Raw genomic sequence first — 16,185 nt, 5'->3', positions numbered from 1 at the left:
TCGTCACATTTTTATCCACGAACACCCGTATTTCTCTCTACTTCTATTGTACAGCATGTCCGCTCCATTTCAATTCGGCAACGATCATTCCAATAAAAATAAGCCCACATCCCGCAAGCGACCATCCTCCCAGCGCTTCTCCGGCAAAGGTTACGCCCGTAATGGCGGCAAATACCGGTTCCATCGCAAATAAAATCGCAACGCGTGTCGCGGAGGTATATTTCTGACACCAAGTCTGCGCCCAGAAGGCAAACGCGGTCGAAAGCCCAATGGATATAGCAAGTGCGAACAGCACCTTCGGTTCCGATAAGGCTTGCCCGAGCAATCTCATTGTTAGCTGCGGTTCGAAGATGGCCGAACTAATACCAGATAGAATGCCGACAGTCATAAGCTGTACGGTAACAAGCGGCAGTGTATCGTGCTGCGATGCGAAACGGCCTGTCAGGGCGATATGCATGGCGAAGCCGACAGCGCAGAGCAGCACGAGTCCGTCTCCCTTATTCCACTCAGCCGCTCCACCGTTGAAGGCGAGCAAATACAGCCCGCAAAGAGCAAGCAGTGCGGAGATCCAAGTTGGGAGCGTCAGCCGCTGCTTCGACAGCCATAAGGTAATGAAAGGAACCAGCACAACCGATAGACCCGTTAGAAATCCGGTGTTGGTTGTCGTTGTGTATAACAGTCCAATGGTCTGAAACGCATATGCGGAAAATAACCATAAGCCAAGTATCCCGCCGTGAAGAAGCAGTCGCTTGTTCAGGAAGATAGTCAAGGTTCGTCTTGTAAGAAGTAGAACGACTGTAAACAGCAGTCCAGCGCATGCAAAGCGAATTGCATTAAAGGCAAGAGGGGGCAAAGTATGGACAGCATGCTGAACAACAAGAAACGTACTGCCCCAAATCAATGCAACGAGCAAGAGACATACATCGGCCAACCATGTGCGTTTCATGATGAGTAAACTAGACTCCCTTCCCACTTTCAAATATTTTACTCTTATCATGTAAGAAAGAGTGCATGCTGTAAAGCACAGTTTTCGATGATCTATCCTTTACATCCTTCATTTTCCATGCTAAATTGGAGTAAGAATCCGAAATGTGGTCGAAATATTGGATGATTATTTCTAACCTATGGGAGTTGGAAACGATGAAGGTAGAGGAAACGAACAAAAGAGTAGAGAAGCTTGCTGAACAACTACAAGGAAATTTGATTGTATCGTGTCAGGCGTATCCAGGGGAAGCGTTGTATGGAAGCGATATGATGGTGCGCATGGCTTTAGCAGCCGTGAATGGCGGTGCTTCCGGAATTCGCAGTAATTCGCCGCAAGATGTTGCAGCGATTAAGGAAGCGATTCGCATTCCGGTTATCGGAATATGGAAGAAGGAATATCCGGGTTCTAACGTATATATAACTCCGACTCTTGCGGATGTTGAAGTGATGATTGCTGCCGGCGCTGACATGGTCGCGCTTGATGCCACGATGCAGCCGCGTCCATCGGGTGAAACGCTTGAATACATTGTAAACGTTATCAAAACAAAATATGACATCCCCTTGATGGCGGATATTTCAACTTATGAGGAAGGGATTCGAGCGGCGGAGTTGGGTTTTGATTTTATTTCTACGACATTATCAGGTTATACGCCCTATAGCGTGCAGCAGAAGGAGCCGGATATGGAGCTGATCAAGCGGCTGGCCGCAGCAGTGTCAACGCCGATCATCGCGGAAGGACGCATCCATACACCGGAGCAGGCGGAGGAAGCCTTGAGAAATGGCGCATTCTCCGTTGTAGTGGGCACGGCCATTACACGTCCGCATACGCTTACCAGTTCATTTGTTTCCAAGATAAAAGGGGGGCAAGTCCCCGTCCAAGCGGCGATGTCGGGCTCGGTCATTCCTGTGATTGCTCAGAACCAGGATGGGAATGAACCTGCCAGCAAAGGAGAGGCGTTATCATGACAGACGCAGTGAACAGTCATGAATCTGTCGTCATCGCTATTGATATTGGTGGAACGAATATAAAGAGCGGCATTGTAGATAAACAGGGAAATGTACTTCATTCCCGTACCATTCCTACAGAGGCTATGCTTGGACGAGACGAACTGCTGAACAAGCTGAAGCAGCTTATTCATTATTATCGGAGTGAGGCGGCACAGAACCAGTGGGCAGTAGAAGGCATTGGTATAGGTTCCGCAGGCTATATTCATCGCGATGGGCATGTGGCTTATGCGACGGATAATTTGCCGGGTTGGAGCGGGACTCCTGTTCAAGAATTGCTTCATGAAGCGACGGGGGTGCCGGTTCGCGTCATTAACGATGTGCATGCAATCGCCCTCGGGGAGAGCTGGAAGGGCGCAGGCAGAGGCATGGATCAATTCGTCTGCGTCGCGCTCGGTACAGGAATTGGAGGTGCGATTATTGAAGAGGGTGCACTCTATGGCGGGGCTGATGGCCATGCGGGTGGATTCGGGCACTTCATCGTGCAGATGGATGGCGAGCCTTGTACTTGTGGCTTGATCGGTTGTTGGGAGCAGTATGCTTCTGTAAATGCCTTGAAGCGGATGATGAGAGAGAAGATTACTTCTCTTGAAGGCAGCTCTTCTGCGGCATCAATATTGCCTCAATGTGAGGAGAAGCCAGAGGCTTGGTTCGCAGCGGCACGTAGTGGCAATCTGGCAGCAAATGAGGTCATTACCCAATATATTCGAAACATCGCGGTTGGGCTTGTGACGCTGCAGCATGTGCTCAATAGTCGTCGATTTGTATTAGGTGGAGCTGTTATCGGACAAGGGGCATGGCTGCTTGAAGCAATTAAGGAAGAGATGCGCAAGATGTGCATGCCTGCATATTGGGGAGATGGTGTGGAACTCCATGCTGCTGAAATGGGTGAGCATGCTGGGGTAGTCGGAGCTGCCAACTGTATTTGGACGGAGCTTCATTCGACCCAACCTTCCGACCATTTTTCTGTAATCTAGTCTACTTATAACTTGCATAATAAATCGATCGTAATAAGCGGCAATAGCAGGACGTGAACTGTCTGTTTGCCGCTTTTTTATCGTGTTCTTACCAATGAATCGAAGCAGTTCACGTCGGGGACTGTATGGTATAGTGACCCTGCTTGAGCTATCACTAAGTAAGAGCGCTTTCATTATTTTGTTATCAACATGTTGATTTTTTAATCGTTCCATTAGATGATAAGGTTAGTTCGAATTTCCCTGTGAATGGGTTGTGCATGATGACTTTGGTGTAAGCACCGACCACTGACGTCGTGGATGGCTGTTAATCGGATGGTGAATGAGGCATGTGGAATCTTGCCTAGTACGATCAATACATCGATTGAACCGATGAACTATGAGTGAGGGAAGTCCGAACACTAGGATTGTGTCAGTAGTTGTGAGCTGGCATGGAAATAAACAAATCCGGCACAAGATACGCTATAGAGTGCCGCATCATACGGATTGAAATACATAAAGAAGTTAGGGGGAATCATGAGATGGTCGCAGGTGAACATACCAATACACTGCTGCTGATTAGAAGTCTCTATCCGTCACTGACGAAGACGGAGAAGAAAATAGCAGACTATGTATTGAAAAATGCCGAATCGGTGCTATATGCGACAGTTACGGATTTAGCGGAGCGAGCAAGTGCGGGCGAGACTTCTGTTCTGCGTTTTTGTCGTAATCTGGGCTTTAAAAGCTACCAAGATTTCAAGCTATCCTTGGCTAAAGATCTGGTATCACCACTGAAACATGAAGATAGTGAGATTGATGAGAGTGATGACCTGGCTGTTGTAGCGAAGAAAATGACAATGGAGAATGTCGCGTCGCTTGAGCATACGCTGTCCTTGCTGAATATGGAGGAACTGAATAAGGCTGTCGAAGCCATCGTGAATGCGAAGCGCCTATTCTTCATGGGGGTAGGCTCGTCTGCTATGACAGCGATGGATGCACAGTATCGCTTTATGCGGCTTGGCTACACTGGGGAAGCGATAACAGATCCACACGTGATGGCGATGAATGCGGTACTTATGACTGAACAAGATGTCGTATTCGGCATATCAACATCAGGCAGTACGAAGGATTTGGTGGACACGATTCGATTGGCGAAGGAGAATGGCGTATTTTTCATTTGCTTGACGAGTCATGCAAAGTCCCCTATTACGAAATATGCAGACTCCATTCTGCTGATCAAATCCAAGGAGACACCTCTTGAGGGTGGGGCCTTTTCATCGAAAATTGCACAAATCCATGTCCTCGATATTCTGTCGACGGCTGTTGCCTTACAAGATAAGGAGAAGGCATACAAGGCAATTCAACAAACGGCCAAGTCCGTATTGGACAAGCTATACTAAGCTTATGAGCTTCAGTGCTTTATGACTATGATAAGACATACAAGTAGTCTGAATTGGATCGGGCGACGCCCGGTATATTTCGCGTTACATAACGAAGAGGCGTTCTCATCAAGAGAGGACGCCTCTATCTGCTTCACGGACTATTCCTGCAGCATAAGCAGCCCGACAAAGTCATCCTTGCTAATGTTGCCGAGGTAATGATTAATGTCCATATCTCCAATTGCCTCGGAGACGGCTTGTTCCTCATAGCGAACACCTTGGAGCCGTTCCTCAATATCACTTACCTCGCCGATTCCGAAGAAGTCCCCGTATATCTTCATTGATTGAATCACACCATCCGCTACATCCAATCGTACATCGACGATTCCGGCAGGGAATTTCTTCGTATGCTCCACATTGAACTTCGGAGAGTGGCCATAGTTCCAATCCCAGTTCTGGTAGCGTTCCTCGGAGATTCGATGAATAATCTCCCAATCCTGCTCAGTCAACACATACTGCGGAACTTGATTCGCTTCGATACCGAAGATGTGGTGCAGAATCGAAGCCTTGAATTCTTCAATGGTCATTGGCTCCTTCAAGTACTCCGCTATATTGGCAACACGGGAGCGCACAGATTTCGTGCCCTTGGATTCGATTTTGATTTGGCGCACTTTAAGTGCAGATGCGACATGTTCCATTTCCGAATTGAACAGCAGCGTTCCATGGCTGAACATGCGGCCACGGGTAGCGAACTGGGCATTTCCTGAAATTTTGCGTTCCCCAACTTGGATATCATTGCGTCCAGTTAGCTCGGCATTCACGCCGAGAGCGTGCAAGGTGTCGATAACAGGCTGGGTGAATTTGCGGAAGTTATGGAAGGACTCACCGTCATCCTTAGTAATGAAGCTGAAGTTCAGGTTGCCTGTATCATGATATACAGCTCCACCGCCAGAAAGGCGACGCACAACATGAATGTTGTTATCTTTCACGTACTCGGCATTGATTTCTTCGATTGTATTTTGGTTTCTACCTATAATGATCGATGGCTCATTGATATAGAATAGAAGATAGCTGTCTTCCTCAAGCGGCAAATGCTTCAATACGAATTCCTCGATTGCAAGATTGATCCGCGGGTCTGTTATGCCTTGATTATCAATAAACTTCATAGCTTGTCCGTCTCCTTCATGTAGAAGCTGTTGGTGCATATAGTTCTATTGTATACGATTTGCAAGAGAATACAAAATAGATTTGATATTGATAATCGTTATCACAGGTGATATGATGTGAAGTAACAAAGACGGTTACAATGCAACCTATTGAGGGGGACTTTAGAATGTCAATTGCTTCAATTATTCGAGAACGTAGAAGTATACATGAATTCAACGACAAGCCTGTTGATCGCAGCCTAGTGCTGCAGCTGTTGAATGACGCAGTATGGGCACCGAACCACGGACTGCGTGAGCCTTGGCGCTTCATATATGCGGAAGGAGAAGGAAAGGCGCGTATTATGAACGGACTTCTTACCATTCTAGATAAGACTAAGCTAAGAGATGCAACGCCAGAGCAACGCCAGAAGTTCGAGGAGCATTTGATGCATGTCCCTGCTTATTTGCATGTGGTTATGCCTGAAGACCCTCGTCCGAATATTTGGCAAGAGGATTTGGAAGCGGTGAGCGCTCTGATTCAGAACTTCCAGCTGCTTGGATGGGAACAGGGTCTTGGCATGCTGTGGCATACAGGCGACTATATCTACAACAAGCAATATCGTGAGATGGTTGGCGTACAACCAGGCGAGAAGCTTGTCGGGGTAATCCGCATCGGCTACTTTGACGATGCGCCGAAGGCTCGCCCGCGTAAGAGTGCGGAGCAACTCTTCACTGTAATCGATCAATAAAGGAGGATGGCCAGTGCAACTGGCTCTGTCCTAACAATAAGGAGTGCCTCGCAGCGTATGCTGATCGGGCACTCCTTATCTTTTGTATCACGGATAGTAATATTCACGAAGTAAACGGTTACATGATCAAGGATGATCTAATGGATCCGCCTTGATAAAACGATGGTACAGCATTAATTCCAAGGAGTGCTTGATCACCCACGCAGCCAGCAGCACACAGACAAGCAAATGAGCGCATACGAGCGGAGACAGCAATAGGGTGCGTGTATCCGATACATATATTAAATAGGCCGCACAGCAAGCTACAGCAAGGACGAGAAAGAGTAGGCTGAACTGATTGGCCTGCATGGATACCGAACGAGCAAGCTCCTTGTCCTCGGCCTCATCCTTGGACATAAAATTGATAAAGTGCATAACGACTTGAACGACGACGGCAATTCCGAACACGTTCCGGGCAAGGGCCATCATTTCCGTGCTGTATAATCCAATGTCTCCCTTGAGTCGAAATAGAATTGCAGCGTAATAGATGGTGACAATGATGGCGGCGCTGAGAGTAGCCCATGATGTCTTGTGATGCACCGACATAATCATCCCTCCTCATCCATGACATATCACACCTGTTAAGATGTGTGGTGCAACAAGATTATACAGCAATTAACAGAAGTGTTACAGTGTGCGATTGACCAATGTTTTTTGGCATTTCGTAATAAAACCTTTGCAATTCCACTATAATTGCTTGCGAATCGCACCGCAACGCCCGTAGTGAACGGAAGAACTGCACATATTTACAGGAAAATTCGTTTGACGAACATTGCTCTGTTACGCATAATGGACGAGTAGAAACGATTCCATATTGGAAAGCTCCGGTTCGTGGAGCTAGCAGTACATAGATATTTTCAACCTTTGGACAAATCCAATTGACATCATTGGGAGGCAGACAGCAATGGGCACAATTGAACGATTCGGGCATGGTGGGGATGTGTGGACGGCTGCGGACGCGTTCGGCGTCGATCGTAAGGCACTGCTGGACTTCAGTGCGAATATTAATCCGCTTGGTCCGCCTTCGGCTGTTATAGATCGTCTGAGGAGCGAGATGATGCCGTCAATCGTTCATTATCCGGATCCTGGACATCGGCAGATGAAGAAGCTCTTAGCTGCGAGGTTAGGGGTCGACGAGGCACTGATTAGCATTGGCAACGGGGCTGCAGAATGCATGGCGCTGCTGTTGCTGGCGATTCGGCCTAAACGGGTTGGCGTTATTGCCCCTTGTTTCTCTGAATATGAGACGCTGTCGCGCAAGTTCGGAGCAGAAGTGATGCATAGGGTTGGCGGTGAGGATAACGACTTCCGTGCTACCGAGTCTCAGCTGACAGAGCTTATTGAGCAGGCGGATGTCGTATTTATCGGCCACCCGAACAACCCGAATGGTGCATTATATGATCGTATGCTGCTGGGAAGACTTGCAGCCACAGCAGAAGCTGCTTCTACGATTCTCGTAATCGATGAAGCTTTTATTGACTTTGCGAATGAAGAGGAGCATTCCTTGATTCCATTCGTTCATCGATGTCCGAATCTTATTGTACTTCGTTCACTTACGAAGTTCTATGCGATTCCTGGATTACGTCTCGGGTACGCAATCGCCCAGCCGCAGCATATTGCGGCGATGTCGGCTATGCAGGTGGCATGGAGTGTCAATGGCTTGGCACTAGCGGCAGGGGAGGCCCTCCTGACGGACGAGCAAGCGGATCAATACGCGGCTTCAACACGAGCTCTCATCGTTGAAGAACGGGCTGCTCTACGTCAGCAGCTGCATAGGTTAGGCATTCGAACATGGCCAAGCGTAGCGAATTTCCTATTATGCAGAGCTCCAGAAGGGTGGACGGCGAAGTCGCTTCAGGCCGAATTATGCCGATCTGGCATTCTCATTCGCAATTGCGATATGTATGTTGGACTGACGGAGAGAGACTTCCGATTGGCAGTCAAGGATCGCGCTGCGAATGCAATTGTAGCGTCAGCCCTTGCAGCTGTGTTACAGTAGACAAACACAGAATGAAGGAGAAGTGGGATGCAGCCATATCGAGAGGGCAACTGTACCTTTACATCTGGACATATTGCAGGAGTAGATATTCGCTGGGAGGATGCTCTCATCGCTGTTGAGCTGCCACAGGCAGCGCCGATATGGAGCAGTGCTGTATATCATGGAGGGCAATGGACGGGCAATCGCATCTTGAATCAGATGGTTCATTATCAGTTCAATTGTGCAGATCCGATAGAGTACCTTCGTTTGACATGTGTAGAGAAGGGGTACGCTCCGGAGCAGACAGTTGGGCTTATGACCGCTGCTAAGGTGAGCCATGCATCTGTTGCTGAGCAGGATGCGGATGAATGCTCGCTTCTGTGCGTGACGACTGCCGGAACGTCTAATGCGGCTCGCGCAGGGATGCCGCGGCGCGTATTCTCAGCTTATGAACCATTGAAGCCAGGGACGATTAATTCCATTCTTATTATGGATGGCAAATTGTCTGATGCCGCGGTATGGAATGTGTTCATGACGGCAACGGAGGCCAAATGTGCGGCTCTGTCTGATCTGGGCATCTTGGATTCAGAGACGGGGCGCATTGCCACGGGGACGACGACAGATGCAATTGCATTTGCCGTGATAGATACTGGTCGATATGAACCTGTGCATTGCTATGCAGGGACAGCGACCACATTGGGTCATGCGGTCGGACAACTCGTGTATACTACCGTATATGAGTCCGTCAAGACTCAGCATGAAGCATGACCGCTAACAGAGAAGAACAATCTACTAGGGTGGTAGACATATGACAGCAGCGCTCATCATAATAGCAGCATACATATGGGATCGGATTGTAGGCGATCCTCGGGCTATCCCGCATCCAGTCGTTGGGATTGGCAAAGGAATAAGCAGAGTAGAACGTGTTATACGCAGGATAAGTCCTTCCGAGCAGGCACTCAAGCCGCTAGGCATCCTGCTGCCGATGATCATGGTAGGAGGAGCGTATGCGTCGACTTGGCTTATATTAACAGGACTATATCATGTTCATGAATATGTAGGATGGATTGCCGAGGCATTGCTCATTGGAACGACAATTGCGGCAAAAGGACTGAAGGATGCAGGGATGGCTGTGTATCGGAGGCTGAAGGAGCAGGACTTAGAGGGTGCAAGGCGAGAAGTCGGCATGATTGTCGGCCGCGATACAGAGCAATTGGATGAACCGGAAGTCGTGCGAGCTACCGTCGAGACGGTAGCGGAGAACATTGTTGATGCGGTCATTTCGCCGCTATTCTTCGCACTTATCGGAGGCGCTCCGCTGGCTATGGCATATCGTGCGGTGAATACGCTCGATTCTATGGTCGGCTATAAAAATGAGAAATATCAGAATTTGGGCTGGGCATCTGCCCGCCTCGATGATATCGCCAACTGGATACCAGCACGGATCACTGCTGTGCTCATCACGCTGAGCGCTTGGATTCATCGGTATGATGCACGCAGGGCTTGGTCAATGGCGCTTCGAGATGCAAGCAAGCATCCAAGCCCGAATAGCGGGTGGGCTGAGGCAGCAGCAGCAGGTGCGCTTGGCATCAGGCTTGGTGGTTATAATGTGTATAAAGGAATACGTTCGTTCCGCGCTTATATGGGGGATATGAAGCAGCCTCTGCAAGCAGAGCATGTGCCTGCGGTATGCAGGCTGCTCGTAAGCAGCTCGACAGTCTTTGTTATTCTGGCAGGCCTGCTCCTATATGTGCGCGGAGGATGGCTTCTGTAGACGAATGGCGGATGAAGGAGTACAAATGGGATGACACGGACAACTAAATGGAATGCTCCCGTTATTCATCGGAACCGGCGTCGTTCAGGAGCATCGAAAAACAACAGGAAACGATTATTAATGACAAGACATATGTTACGAAAAAAGAGTCAAGCAAGCGGCAAAATTGTGCGCTTCGCACTTGTTCGTCATGGCTTGACGCAAGAGAATACGGAGCGGCGATATATTAGCTATTCGGATGTACCGCTATTGCCGGATTCAACAGAAGAGCTCCGAGCTCTTCGCCGAACATTGGCGCATCCATCACCGCTGCTATACACGAGCGATATGCGCCGCTGTCGCGACACGCTCGCTTATTTGCGTCCGCGTGACAGCATCCAAGCTGTGGAGGACACAAGGCTGCGAGAATATGACTTCGGTATGTGGGAAGGGTTAACCTACAATGACTTGAAGGAAGATCCACAGTATCGAAGATGGCTTGACGATTCATCAGCCATCCAGCCGCCGCGCGGGGAACCGTGGCAGACCTTCTGTACGCGAACGGCGCATGTATGGTGGGAAGTGCTGCGCAATGCGCGTGATTCCTTCATCAGCAGTGGAAATCACATGGAACGGCAAGAGAGCGCTATCCGTCGTCGGCCGTACCATTCTTCGCCGCTGCCACGTGGACGTGTGCTGCGGAGCAAGACAAGCCGGATGCAGAGACAGTCATATGGAAGCGGGCTTAGTCCGCGGCCAGATGTTGTCATCGTTACACACGGTGGTGTCGTTCGTCGCTTATACACGCTGGCTTTCCCAAGGAAGTCATTCTGGGAAGCCGCTGCGCCAATTGGTGGCGGTGTTATGATTACGGCGAAGCGATGTGCCCGCAAATGGAAGTTCTTGCGAGCAGAACGGCTTCCCAGCAGATGATGACGTTTGTGTGTCAAAGCAGGTTCATTGGATGCACGCAATGATGTAATCTATTGCAACGCAGGGGCTTTTCCCCTATAATCAATTATCGAGTTTAGCACTTGGATGACGAAATGTATTCCATATTGAATAATCGTGATACTTCAGGTCCTTGGATATGTATGCGGTACGGATCCATACGCGTTGTTCGGTAAGAGACACCGTTGTATTGTATGGCCGATGCATATTCGAGGTTAATAGGGAAGCCGGTGTGAACCCGGCGCGGTCCCGCCACTGTGAATGGAGTGTTGCGCTCATGATGCCACTGTCGGATTCATTAGTGTGTGCTGTATGTACCGCTATGGATGGGAAGGCGAGCTGCAACGTATTCTCCTAAGTCAGGAAACCTGCCTGAAGATGGACGAGCTGTATCCTTCGCGGAGAGGATCACGTCATTGGCGTAATGCATCAGGCAACATGGCAGCGCAGCTGCTTGCTTCCTGCTTCTAGGTGTCTGTTGAATATTGCGATAGATGACTTTGTGTTCCCCCGGATCGAAGGATCGGGGGTTTTTGCTGTATTTGGAAATGATTTCACATCCCATCAAGCACTTCGTTTGTACAAGGTAAACTGCAGTTCAATGCAATTGCACAGCACGAATGTATATCACAAATTCAGTCACAGTAGGATTTACAGCTCAGGTATATGCAAGTGCTCATTGACAACTGATACCGAATGGGGATGTACATACATTCTTACGGCAAGTACAGCTTGCAGTGCATTATCGTTCGCATGGCGAAGGATGGAACCGCTTTACACCTGCACGGGTAGTACATGGTTAGAGACTAGGAAGAATGACGCGAGGGAGAGATTCTGACATGAACAAATGGCTGAACAAATCGGTAGCGGCGCTATTGGCGCTTATGCTTACAGTAGGACTGGCGGCTTGCGGCAATAAAGATGCGGCTAAGCCTGCTGAGAATAATACTGCACAGCAAGAGTCCAATGGCAATGGGGCTACAGAACAACCGAAGCAGGATGATCTAAAAACGACGTATCCACTGACTGTTAAGGATGCGACGGGTGAGGAGTTCACATTCGACAAAGCGCCAGAACGTATTATATCCGTGTCCCCAGCTGAGACAGAGTCCTTGTTCGCGCTTGGATTGGATGCACAAATCGTTGGGGTGTCTGATTTTGACGACTATCCAGAGGCAGCGAAGTCCAAAGAGAAAATGGGCGGCATTACGAAGCCGAATGAAGAGGCAATCATTAAAGCTAAGCCGGACATCGTATTCACAGGTATCTCCATGAAGGAGCCCGTCGTGAAGAAGTTCCGTGAACTGGGCATTAAAATATTCAAGGTTGAGCCAAAAACGTACGATGATGTGATTAAGAACATTGAATTGTATGGTCAAATTACGGATCAGCAAGCTAAGGCGAAGACGATTGTTGACAACATGAAACAAGTGCGTGAAGATGTGAAGTCGGCCGTTCAAAGTGCGGAGAAGAAAAAGGTGTATATTGAATTCTCCCCAGGCTGGACAGTAGGCAGCGGCGAGTTCATGAACGAACTGATTGAAGTGGCAGGCGGCACGAACGTTGCGGCTGATTCAGCTGGCTGGATTCAAATTAACGAAGAGAATATTATTAAATCCAATCCGGATGTAATCATGTTCACGCAAGGTGTAGTGGACAAAGAGACGAACAAATCCTTGGAAGAAATTATTCGTGGACGCAGCGGTTGGAACAACATTAATGCAATTAAGAACAATCAAGTAATCGGTGTGGATCAGAACCTGATCAGCCGTCCGGGACCTCGTGTAGCTGAAGGATTGAAGGCAGTTGCGAAGGCGATTCATCCGGACTTGGTAAAATAATCGTCGTGGAGAAATCGATGAATAAAATGGGTTGGTATGGAGGAGCGGGTATTGCGCTTCTCCTTTTGTCCGTTGTAGGATGCCTCGCTGTAGGCTCTGTACAAATGCCAATGGGGGAAATTGCTCAAATTCTGCTTCATCATATTCCAGGGCTGGATCAGTTCATACCGGTGACATGGGATGACGCTTCCGCGCAAATTATGATGAAGGTACGCTTCCCACGAGTTCTATTGGCAATGCTCGTAGGGGCGGCGCTTGGGGTCGCAGGTACTGCATTTCAAGGAGTGCTGCGCAACCCGTTGGCAGATCCGTATACATTAGGGGTATCTTCAGGGGCTTCTGTTGGAGCCGCATTCCTTATTTACTTCGGTTTGCAGTATTCGCTGTTCGGCGAATGGACGATTCCTGTCGTTGCATTCGCTACAGGGGTAGCGACCCTAATGTTCGTCATTAAGCTGGCCAGTGAGCAGGGGAAGATTCCAATCGAGACACTGATCTTATCTGGAGTCGTGATGCAAGCTTTTCTCGGCTCCATCGTCTCCTTTCTTGTAGCCATGACAAATCAGACGATCAATGAGATTTTGTTTTGGGTGATGGGCAGTTTGGCGATGCGAGGCTGGTCTTATACAGTGGTGCTCGCTCCTTATTTGGCAATTGGCATTGTTATTCTTATTGCATATGCAAGACCGCTTAATTTGCTTGCATTAGGTGAGCGACAGGCCTCGCATCTCGGACTTCATGTAGAGCGGACGAAATGGGTAGTGCTGCTGACGGCAACGATGATTACTGCAGCTGCCGTATCTGTATCCGGCGTCATCGGCTTTGTCGGATTAGTCGTTCCGCATCTGCTGCGCTTAATTGTGGGCCCTGATTATCGATATTTGATACCGCTCTCAGCAATTGGTGGGGCGATATATGTGATGTGGGCAGATACGATTGCCCGTACGGCATTCGCACCGACGGAAATCCCGCTCGGGGTTGTAACCGCGTTTCTAGGTGCGCCATTCTTCGCCTACTTGCTTATGCGCAATAAGCGAGCGAAACGGGGGAAATGGTCATGACACAGCGAAGAGAACATTTTCCGGAAGCATATCTGGATCATGCAGAGAGCAGCAAGCTTGCCATTCATATCGAGAAGGGCAACATCATTGAGGTTCAAGGACTGAGCAAGCATTATGGGGAGAAGCATGTATTGCAAGATGTGGATTTCGCTGTGAAGTCTGGAGAGTGGGTTGGCATCATTGGTCCGAACGGCAGTGGCAAGTCCACGCTTCTGTCTTTGTTGTCAGGAGTGGATCGACCTACTTCTGGTTCTATACAGCTTGCTGGTCAAATGCTGGGTACCTATAAGCGCAGAGCACTGTCTCAGATGATGGCAGTGCTGCAGCAGGAAGCGCTTCCACCACTTGGATTTACGGTGCGCGAAGTGGTTGAGATGGGACGTTTTCCATTTCAATCCTGGCTTGGATCAGAATCTGAGGATAGTGGAGAGATTGTAGACCGGATTATGGAGAAGCTGCAACTGACGGAGCTGGCTGACCATCCACTTGATCGGATTAGCGGCGGGCAGCGCCAACGGACGGCATTGGCCAAGCTAATGGTGCAATCCCCCTCTGTTGTACTGCTGGATGAGCCGACGACGTATTTGGACATTCATTATCAGGTGCAATTTATGGATATTGTTCGGGAGTGGCAGCAGGATTGCGGGTTGACGGTCGTATCCGTGCTCCATGATTTGAATTTGGCTTCTTTATATTGCGATAGGCTTGTTGTCATTCATGGCGGCGGCATTGCTGCTCAAGGCACACCTGAGCAGATCATGACTACGGAGCTGCTGTCACGTATTTTTGCCACAGAGACGACGGTTGTTCCGCATCCCGATACGGGCCGCCCTCAGATTCTTATTCGACCGAAGCTAGGGTTATAGACGGCCCTGGACAGCATAAATTGCTGTCATTTTGCAATAACGCAATTTATAGCATTCCGCTTGAAAATCGATAACGATGAATATAGTGAATGCTGCATGGAACAAGAGTAGATATGAGTCATAGTCAGAAAGAACCACAATCTGTGCACGGATCTAAGATTACAACTAAGAACTGAAAACAATCATTTGCACATTTAAGAACAGAACTACGAACTGAATACAACTTTGTGCACATCTATGAACACAGCTTGTACACATGTAAATCAATTTGACAACGGAGATGAGCAGCATGAATGAACGATTGAATCAACTGATCGCACAAATTAAGCCCTTGGATGAGCAGGCAATCCAATCTGCTATCGAACATCAAAATCAATTGACGAAGCCGCCGGGAAGCTTGGGAGTACTCGAGCAGGTTGCGATTCAAGTTGCAGGTATTACAGGAGAAGTTAAACCGCAATTCGAGAAGAAGGCCGTTATTGTCATGGCTGGCGATCATGGGGTATGTGAGGAAGGTGTTAGCGCATTCCCATCCGAAGTGACGCCGCAGATGGTGTATAACTTCCTCCGTGGCGGAGCTGCGGTCAATGTTCTGTCGCGCGAAGCAGGTGCAGACGTGGTATGTGTCGACATCGGTGTCAATGCGGACTTGGACGATCCGAAGCTTGTATCGCGCAAGGTGCGCAAAGGAACGGCGAATATGGCGAAGGGGCCTGCTATGTCGCGAGAGGAAGCAATCTCTGCGATTCTAGTAGGTGTTGATATTGTGGAGCAGTACGTTCGCGAAGGATATCGCCTGTTCTCGACAGGGGAGATGGGCATTGGAAATACAACGGCGAGCGCTGCGATGCTGTGTGCATTTACTGGAATGGAGCCTGAAGAGGCAGTAGGCCATGGGACAGGCATTGGCGACGCGCAGTGGAAGCATAAATGCAATGTGGTACGGCAAGCGCTTGAAATCAATGCACCGAATCGTGAGGATGCATTGGATGTATTGGCGAAGGTAGGAGGGCTGGAAATTGCCGGTCTTACGGGTGTTATTCTAGCAGCGGCGGCGAATCAGGTTCCGGTTGTGATAGACGGGTTTATCTCCAGTGCGGCTGCTCTGGCTGCTGTACGATTAGCTCCGGCGGTACAGCCTTATCTTATTGGCTCGCACTTGTCAGAGGAGCGGGGGCATACAGCGCTGTTGTCTGAGCTCAAGCTGAATCCTTGCTTGCATGTGCAGATGCGTCTTGGCGAAGGGACTGGCGGTGTGCTGATGTTCCAGCTTATTGATGCTGCAGTGCGAATTATGCGAGAGATGGCAACATTCGCAGAGGCAGGTGTAACCAATAAGGAGTAATCGCAGATTGGAATGCCAAGATTATGGTTCCAAAAGAATAAGAAACGTAAACAAGCATGACGATTGCATGTATGTATGGTGTCACACGAGTGTGATCAGCTTAGGTATGATGTTAACACAAGGATAATCAATGCAA

General features: G+C 48.9%; 15 protein-coding genes and 1 riboswitch. Of the genes, 12 read left to right on the top strand and 3 right to left on the bottom strand.

What is annotated here, in order from left to right:
* Positions 1–43: 43 nt before the first annotated feature.
* The gene (locus PBN151_RS01320; protein ID WP_072727348.1) at positions 44–946 is read right to left on the bottom strand and encodes a DMT family transporter; all 903 of its coding nucleotides are present in this window, start codon (positions 944–946) and stop codon (positions 44–46) included.
* 194 nt (positions 947–1,140) lie between these two features.
* On the opposite strand from PBN151_RS01320, the gene PBN151_RS01315 reads away from it, so the two are divergent.
* The 3 genes from PBN151_RS01315 to PBN151_RS01305 all read left to right on the top strand — a co-directional run bounded on the left by PBN151_RS01315 (position 1,141) and on the right by PBN151_RS01305 (position 4,342).
* The gene (locus PBN151_RS01315) at positions 1,141–1,950 is read left to right on the top strand and encodes an N-acetylmannosamine-6-phosphate 2-epimerase (protein WP_072727726.1); all 810 of its coding nucleotides are present in this window, start codon (positions 1,141–1,143) and stop codon (positions 1,948–1,950) included.
* The gene (locus PBN151_RS01310) at positions 1,947–2,966 is read left to right on the top strand and encodes an ROK family protein (RefSeq protein ID WP_072727347.1); all 1,020 of its coding nucleotides are present in this window, start codon (positions 1,947–1,949) and stop codon (positions 2,964–2,966) included. The genes PBN151_RS01315 and PBN151_RS01310 overlap by 4 nt, the downstream gene beginning before the upstream one ends.
* Positions 2,967–3,484: 518 nt before the next feature.
* Positions 3,485–4,342 (top strand): MurR/RpiR family transcriptional regulator, encoded by an 858-nt coding sequence (locus PBN151_RS01305; RefSeq protein ID WP_021256356.1) that lies wholly within the window; start codon positions 3,485–3,487, stop codon positions 4,340–4,342.
* 140 nt (positions 4,343–4,482) lie between these two features.
* Here PBN151_RS01305 and lplA read toward each other — a convergent pair whose 3' ends face one another.
* Positions 4,483–5,487, bottom strand: coding sequence for a lipoate--protein ligase (lplA, locus tag PBN151_RS01300; protein ID WP_072727346.1), 1,005 nt, complete (start codon positions 5,485–5,487; stop codon positions 4,483–4,485).
* 167 nt (positions 5,488–5,654) lie between these two features.
* On the opposite strand from lplA, the gene PBN151_RS01295 reads away from it, so the two are divergent.
* Positions 5,655–6,215, top strand: a complete 561-nt coding sequence (locus PBN151_RS01295; protein WP_072727345.1) for a nitroreductase family protein — start codon at positions 5,655–5,657, stop codon at positions 6,213–6,215.
* Between the two features lie 126 nt (positions 6,216–6,341).
* Here PBN151_RS01295 and PBN151_RS01290 read toward each other — a convergent pair whose 3' ends face one another.
* Positions 6,342–6,800 (bottom strand): phosphatase, encoded by a 459-nt coding sequence (locus tag PBN151_RS01290; protein ID WP_072727344.1) that lies wholly within the window; start codon positions 6,798–6,800, stop codon positions 6,342–6,344.
* 358 nt (positions 6,801–7,158) lie between these two features.
* Between PBN151_RS01290 and cobD the strand changes: the two genes are divergently transcribed.
* The 8 genes from cobD to cobT all read left to right on the top strand — a co-directional run bounded on the left by cobD (position 7,159) and on the right by cobT (position 16,049).
* The gene (gene cobD, locus PBN151_RS01285; RefSeq protein WP_072727343.1) at positions 7,159–8,253 is read left to right on the top strand and encodes a threonine-phosphate decarboxylase CobD; all 1,095 of its coding nucleotides are present in this window, start codon (positions 7,159–7,161) and stop codon (positions 8,251–8,253) included.
* 27 nt (positions 8,254–8,280) lie between these two features.
* Complete coding sequence (locus PBN151_RS01280) at positions 8,281–9,000, top strand: adenosylcobinamide amidohydrolase (protein WP_072727342.1); 720 nt, start codon at positions 8,281–8,283, stop codon at positions 8,998–9,000.
* 40 nt (positions 9,001–9,040) lie between these two features.
* Positions 9,041–10,006: an adenosylcobinamide-phosphate synthase CbiB gene (gene cbiB, locus PBN151_RS01275; RefSeq protein ID WP_072727341.1), complete on the top strand. Its 966-nt coding sequence runs from the start codon at positions 9,041–9,043 to the stop codon at positions 10,004–10,006.
* Positions 10,007–10,036: 30 nt separating this feature from the next.
* Positions 10,037–10,918, top strand: a complete 882-nt coding sequence (locus PBN151_RS01270; protein ID WP_072727340.1) for a histidine phosphatase family protein — start codon at positions 10,037–10,039, stop codon at positions 10,916–10,918.
* Positions 10,919–11,114: 196 nt separating this feature from the next.
* Positions 11,115–11,326: riboswitch (cobalamin riboswitch) on the top strand.
* A gap of 449 nt (positions 11,327–11,775) precedes the next feature.
* Positions 11,776–12,777 (top strand): ABC transporter substrate-binding protein, encoded by a 1,002-nt coding sequence (locus PBN151_RS01265; RefSeq protein ID WP_021256348.1) that lies wholly within the window; start codon positions 11,776–11,778, stop codon positions 12,775–12,777.
* Positions 12,778–12,794: 17 nt separating this feature from the next.
* On the top strand, positions 12,795–13,838 hold the full coding sequence (locus tag PBN151_RS01260) for a FecCD family ABC transporter permease (RefSeq protein ID WP_028531710.1): 1,044 nt from the start codon (positions 12,795–12,797) through the stop codon (positions 13,836–13,838).
* Positions 13,835–14,704 (top strand): ABC transporter ATP-binding protein, encoded by an 870-nt coding sequence (locus PBN151_RS01255; protein WP_083544768.1) that lies wholly within the window; start codon positions 13,835–13,837, stop codon positions 14,702–14,704. Before PBN151_RS01260 ends, PBN151_RS01255 begins: the two co-directional genes overlap by 4 nt.
* Before the next feature lie 289 nt (positions 14,705–14,993).
* Positions 14,994–16,049, top strand: a complete 1,056-nt coding sequence (gene cobT, locus PBN151_RS01250; RefSeq protein ID WP_072727339.1) for a nicotinate-nucleotide--dimethylbenzimidazole phosphoribosyltransferase — start codon at positions 14,994–14,996, stop codon at positions 16,047–16,049.
* Positions 16,050–16,185 lie beyond the last annotated feature (136 nt).

The organism is Paenibacillus sp. NAIST15-1 (assembly GCF_001894745.1).
GTDB lineage: Bacteria > Bacillota > Bacilli > Paenibacillales > Paenibacillaceae > Paenibacillus_B > Paenibacillus_B suaedae.
This window is presented reverse-complemented; position numbering and strand designations above follow the sequence as displayed.

What these genes read in the sequence shown, in the direction of transcription:
- cobD (WP_072727343.1), top strand. Translation starts at nt 7,159, where the DNA reads ATGGGCACAATTGAACGATTCGGGCATGGTGGGGATGTGTGGACGGCT.
- PBN151_RS01315 (WP_072727726.1), top strand. Translation starts at nt 1,141, where the DNA reads ATGAAGGTAGAGGAAACGAACAAAAGAGTAGAGAAGCTTGCTGAACAA.
- cobT (WP_072727339.1), top strand. Translation starts at nt 14,994, where the DNA reads ATGAATGAACGATTGAATCAACTGATCGCACAAATTAAGCCCTTGGAT.
- cbiB (WP_072727341.1), top strand. Translation starts at nt 9,041, where the DNA reads ATGACAGCAGCGCTCATCATAATAGCAGCATACATATGGGATCGGATT.
- PBN151_RS01305 (WP_021256356.1), top strand. Translation starts at nt 3,485, where the DNA reads ATGGTCGCAGGTGAACATACCAATACACTGCTGCTGATTAGAAGTCTC.
- PBN151_RS01290 (WP_072727344.1), bottom strand. Translation starts at nt 6,800, where the DNA reads ATGTCGGTGCATCACAAGACATCATGGGCTACTCTCAGCGCCGCCATC.
- PBN151_RS01270 (WP_072727340.1), top strand. Translation starts at nt 10,037, where the DNA reads ATGACACGGACAACTAAATGGAATGCTCCCGTTATTCATCGGAACCGG.
- PBN151_RS01320 (WP_072727348.1), bottom strand. Translation starts at nt 946, where the DNA reads ATGAAACGCACATGGTTGGCCGATGTATGTCTCTTGCTCGTTGCATTG.
- lplA (WP_072727346.1), bottom strand. Translation starts at nt 5,487, where the DNA reads ATGAAGTTTATTGATAATCAAGGCATAACAGACCCGCGGATCAATCTT.
- PBN151_RS01280 (WP_072727342.1), top strand. Translation starts at nt 8,281, where the DNA reads ATGCAGCCATATCGAGAGGGCAACTGTACCTTTACATCTGGACATATT.
- PBN151_RS01255 (WP_083544768.1), top strand. Translation starts at nt 13,835, where the DNA reads ATGACACAGCGAAGAGAACATTTTCCGGAAGCATATCTGGATCATGCA.
- PBN151_RS01260 (WP_028531710.1), top strand. Translation starts at nt 12,795, where the DNA reads ATGAATAAAATGGGTTGGTATGGAGGAGCGGGTATTGCGCTTCTCCTT.
- PBN151_RS01295 (WP_072727345.1), top strand. Translation starts at nt 5,655, where the DNA reads ATGTCAATTGCTTCAATTATTCGAGAACGTAGAAGTATACATGAATTC.
- PBN151_RS01310 (WP_072727347.1), top strand. Translation starts at nt 1,947, where the DNA reads ATGACAGACGCAGTGAACAGTCATGAATCTGTCGTCATCGCTATTGAT.
- PBN151_RS01265 (WP_021256348.1), top strand. Translation starts at nt 11,776, where the DNA reads ATGAACAAATGGCTGAACAAATCGGTAGCGGCGCTATTGGCGCTTATG.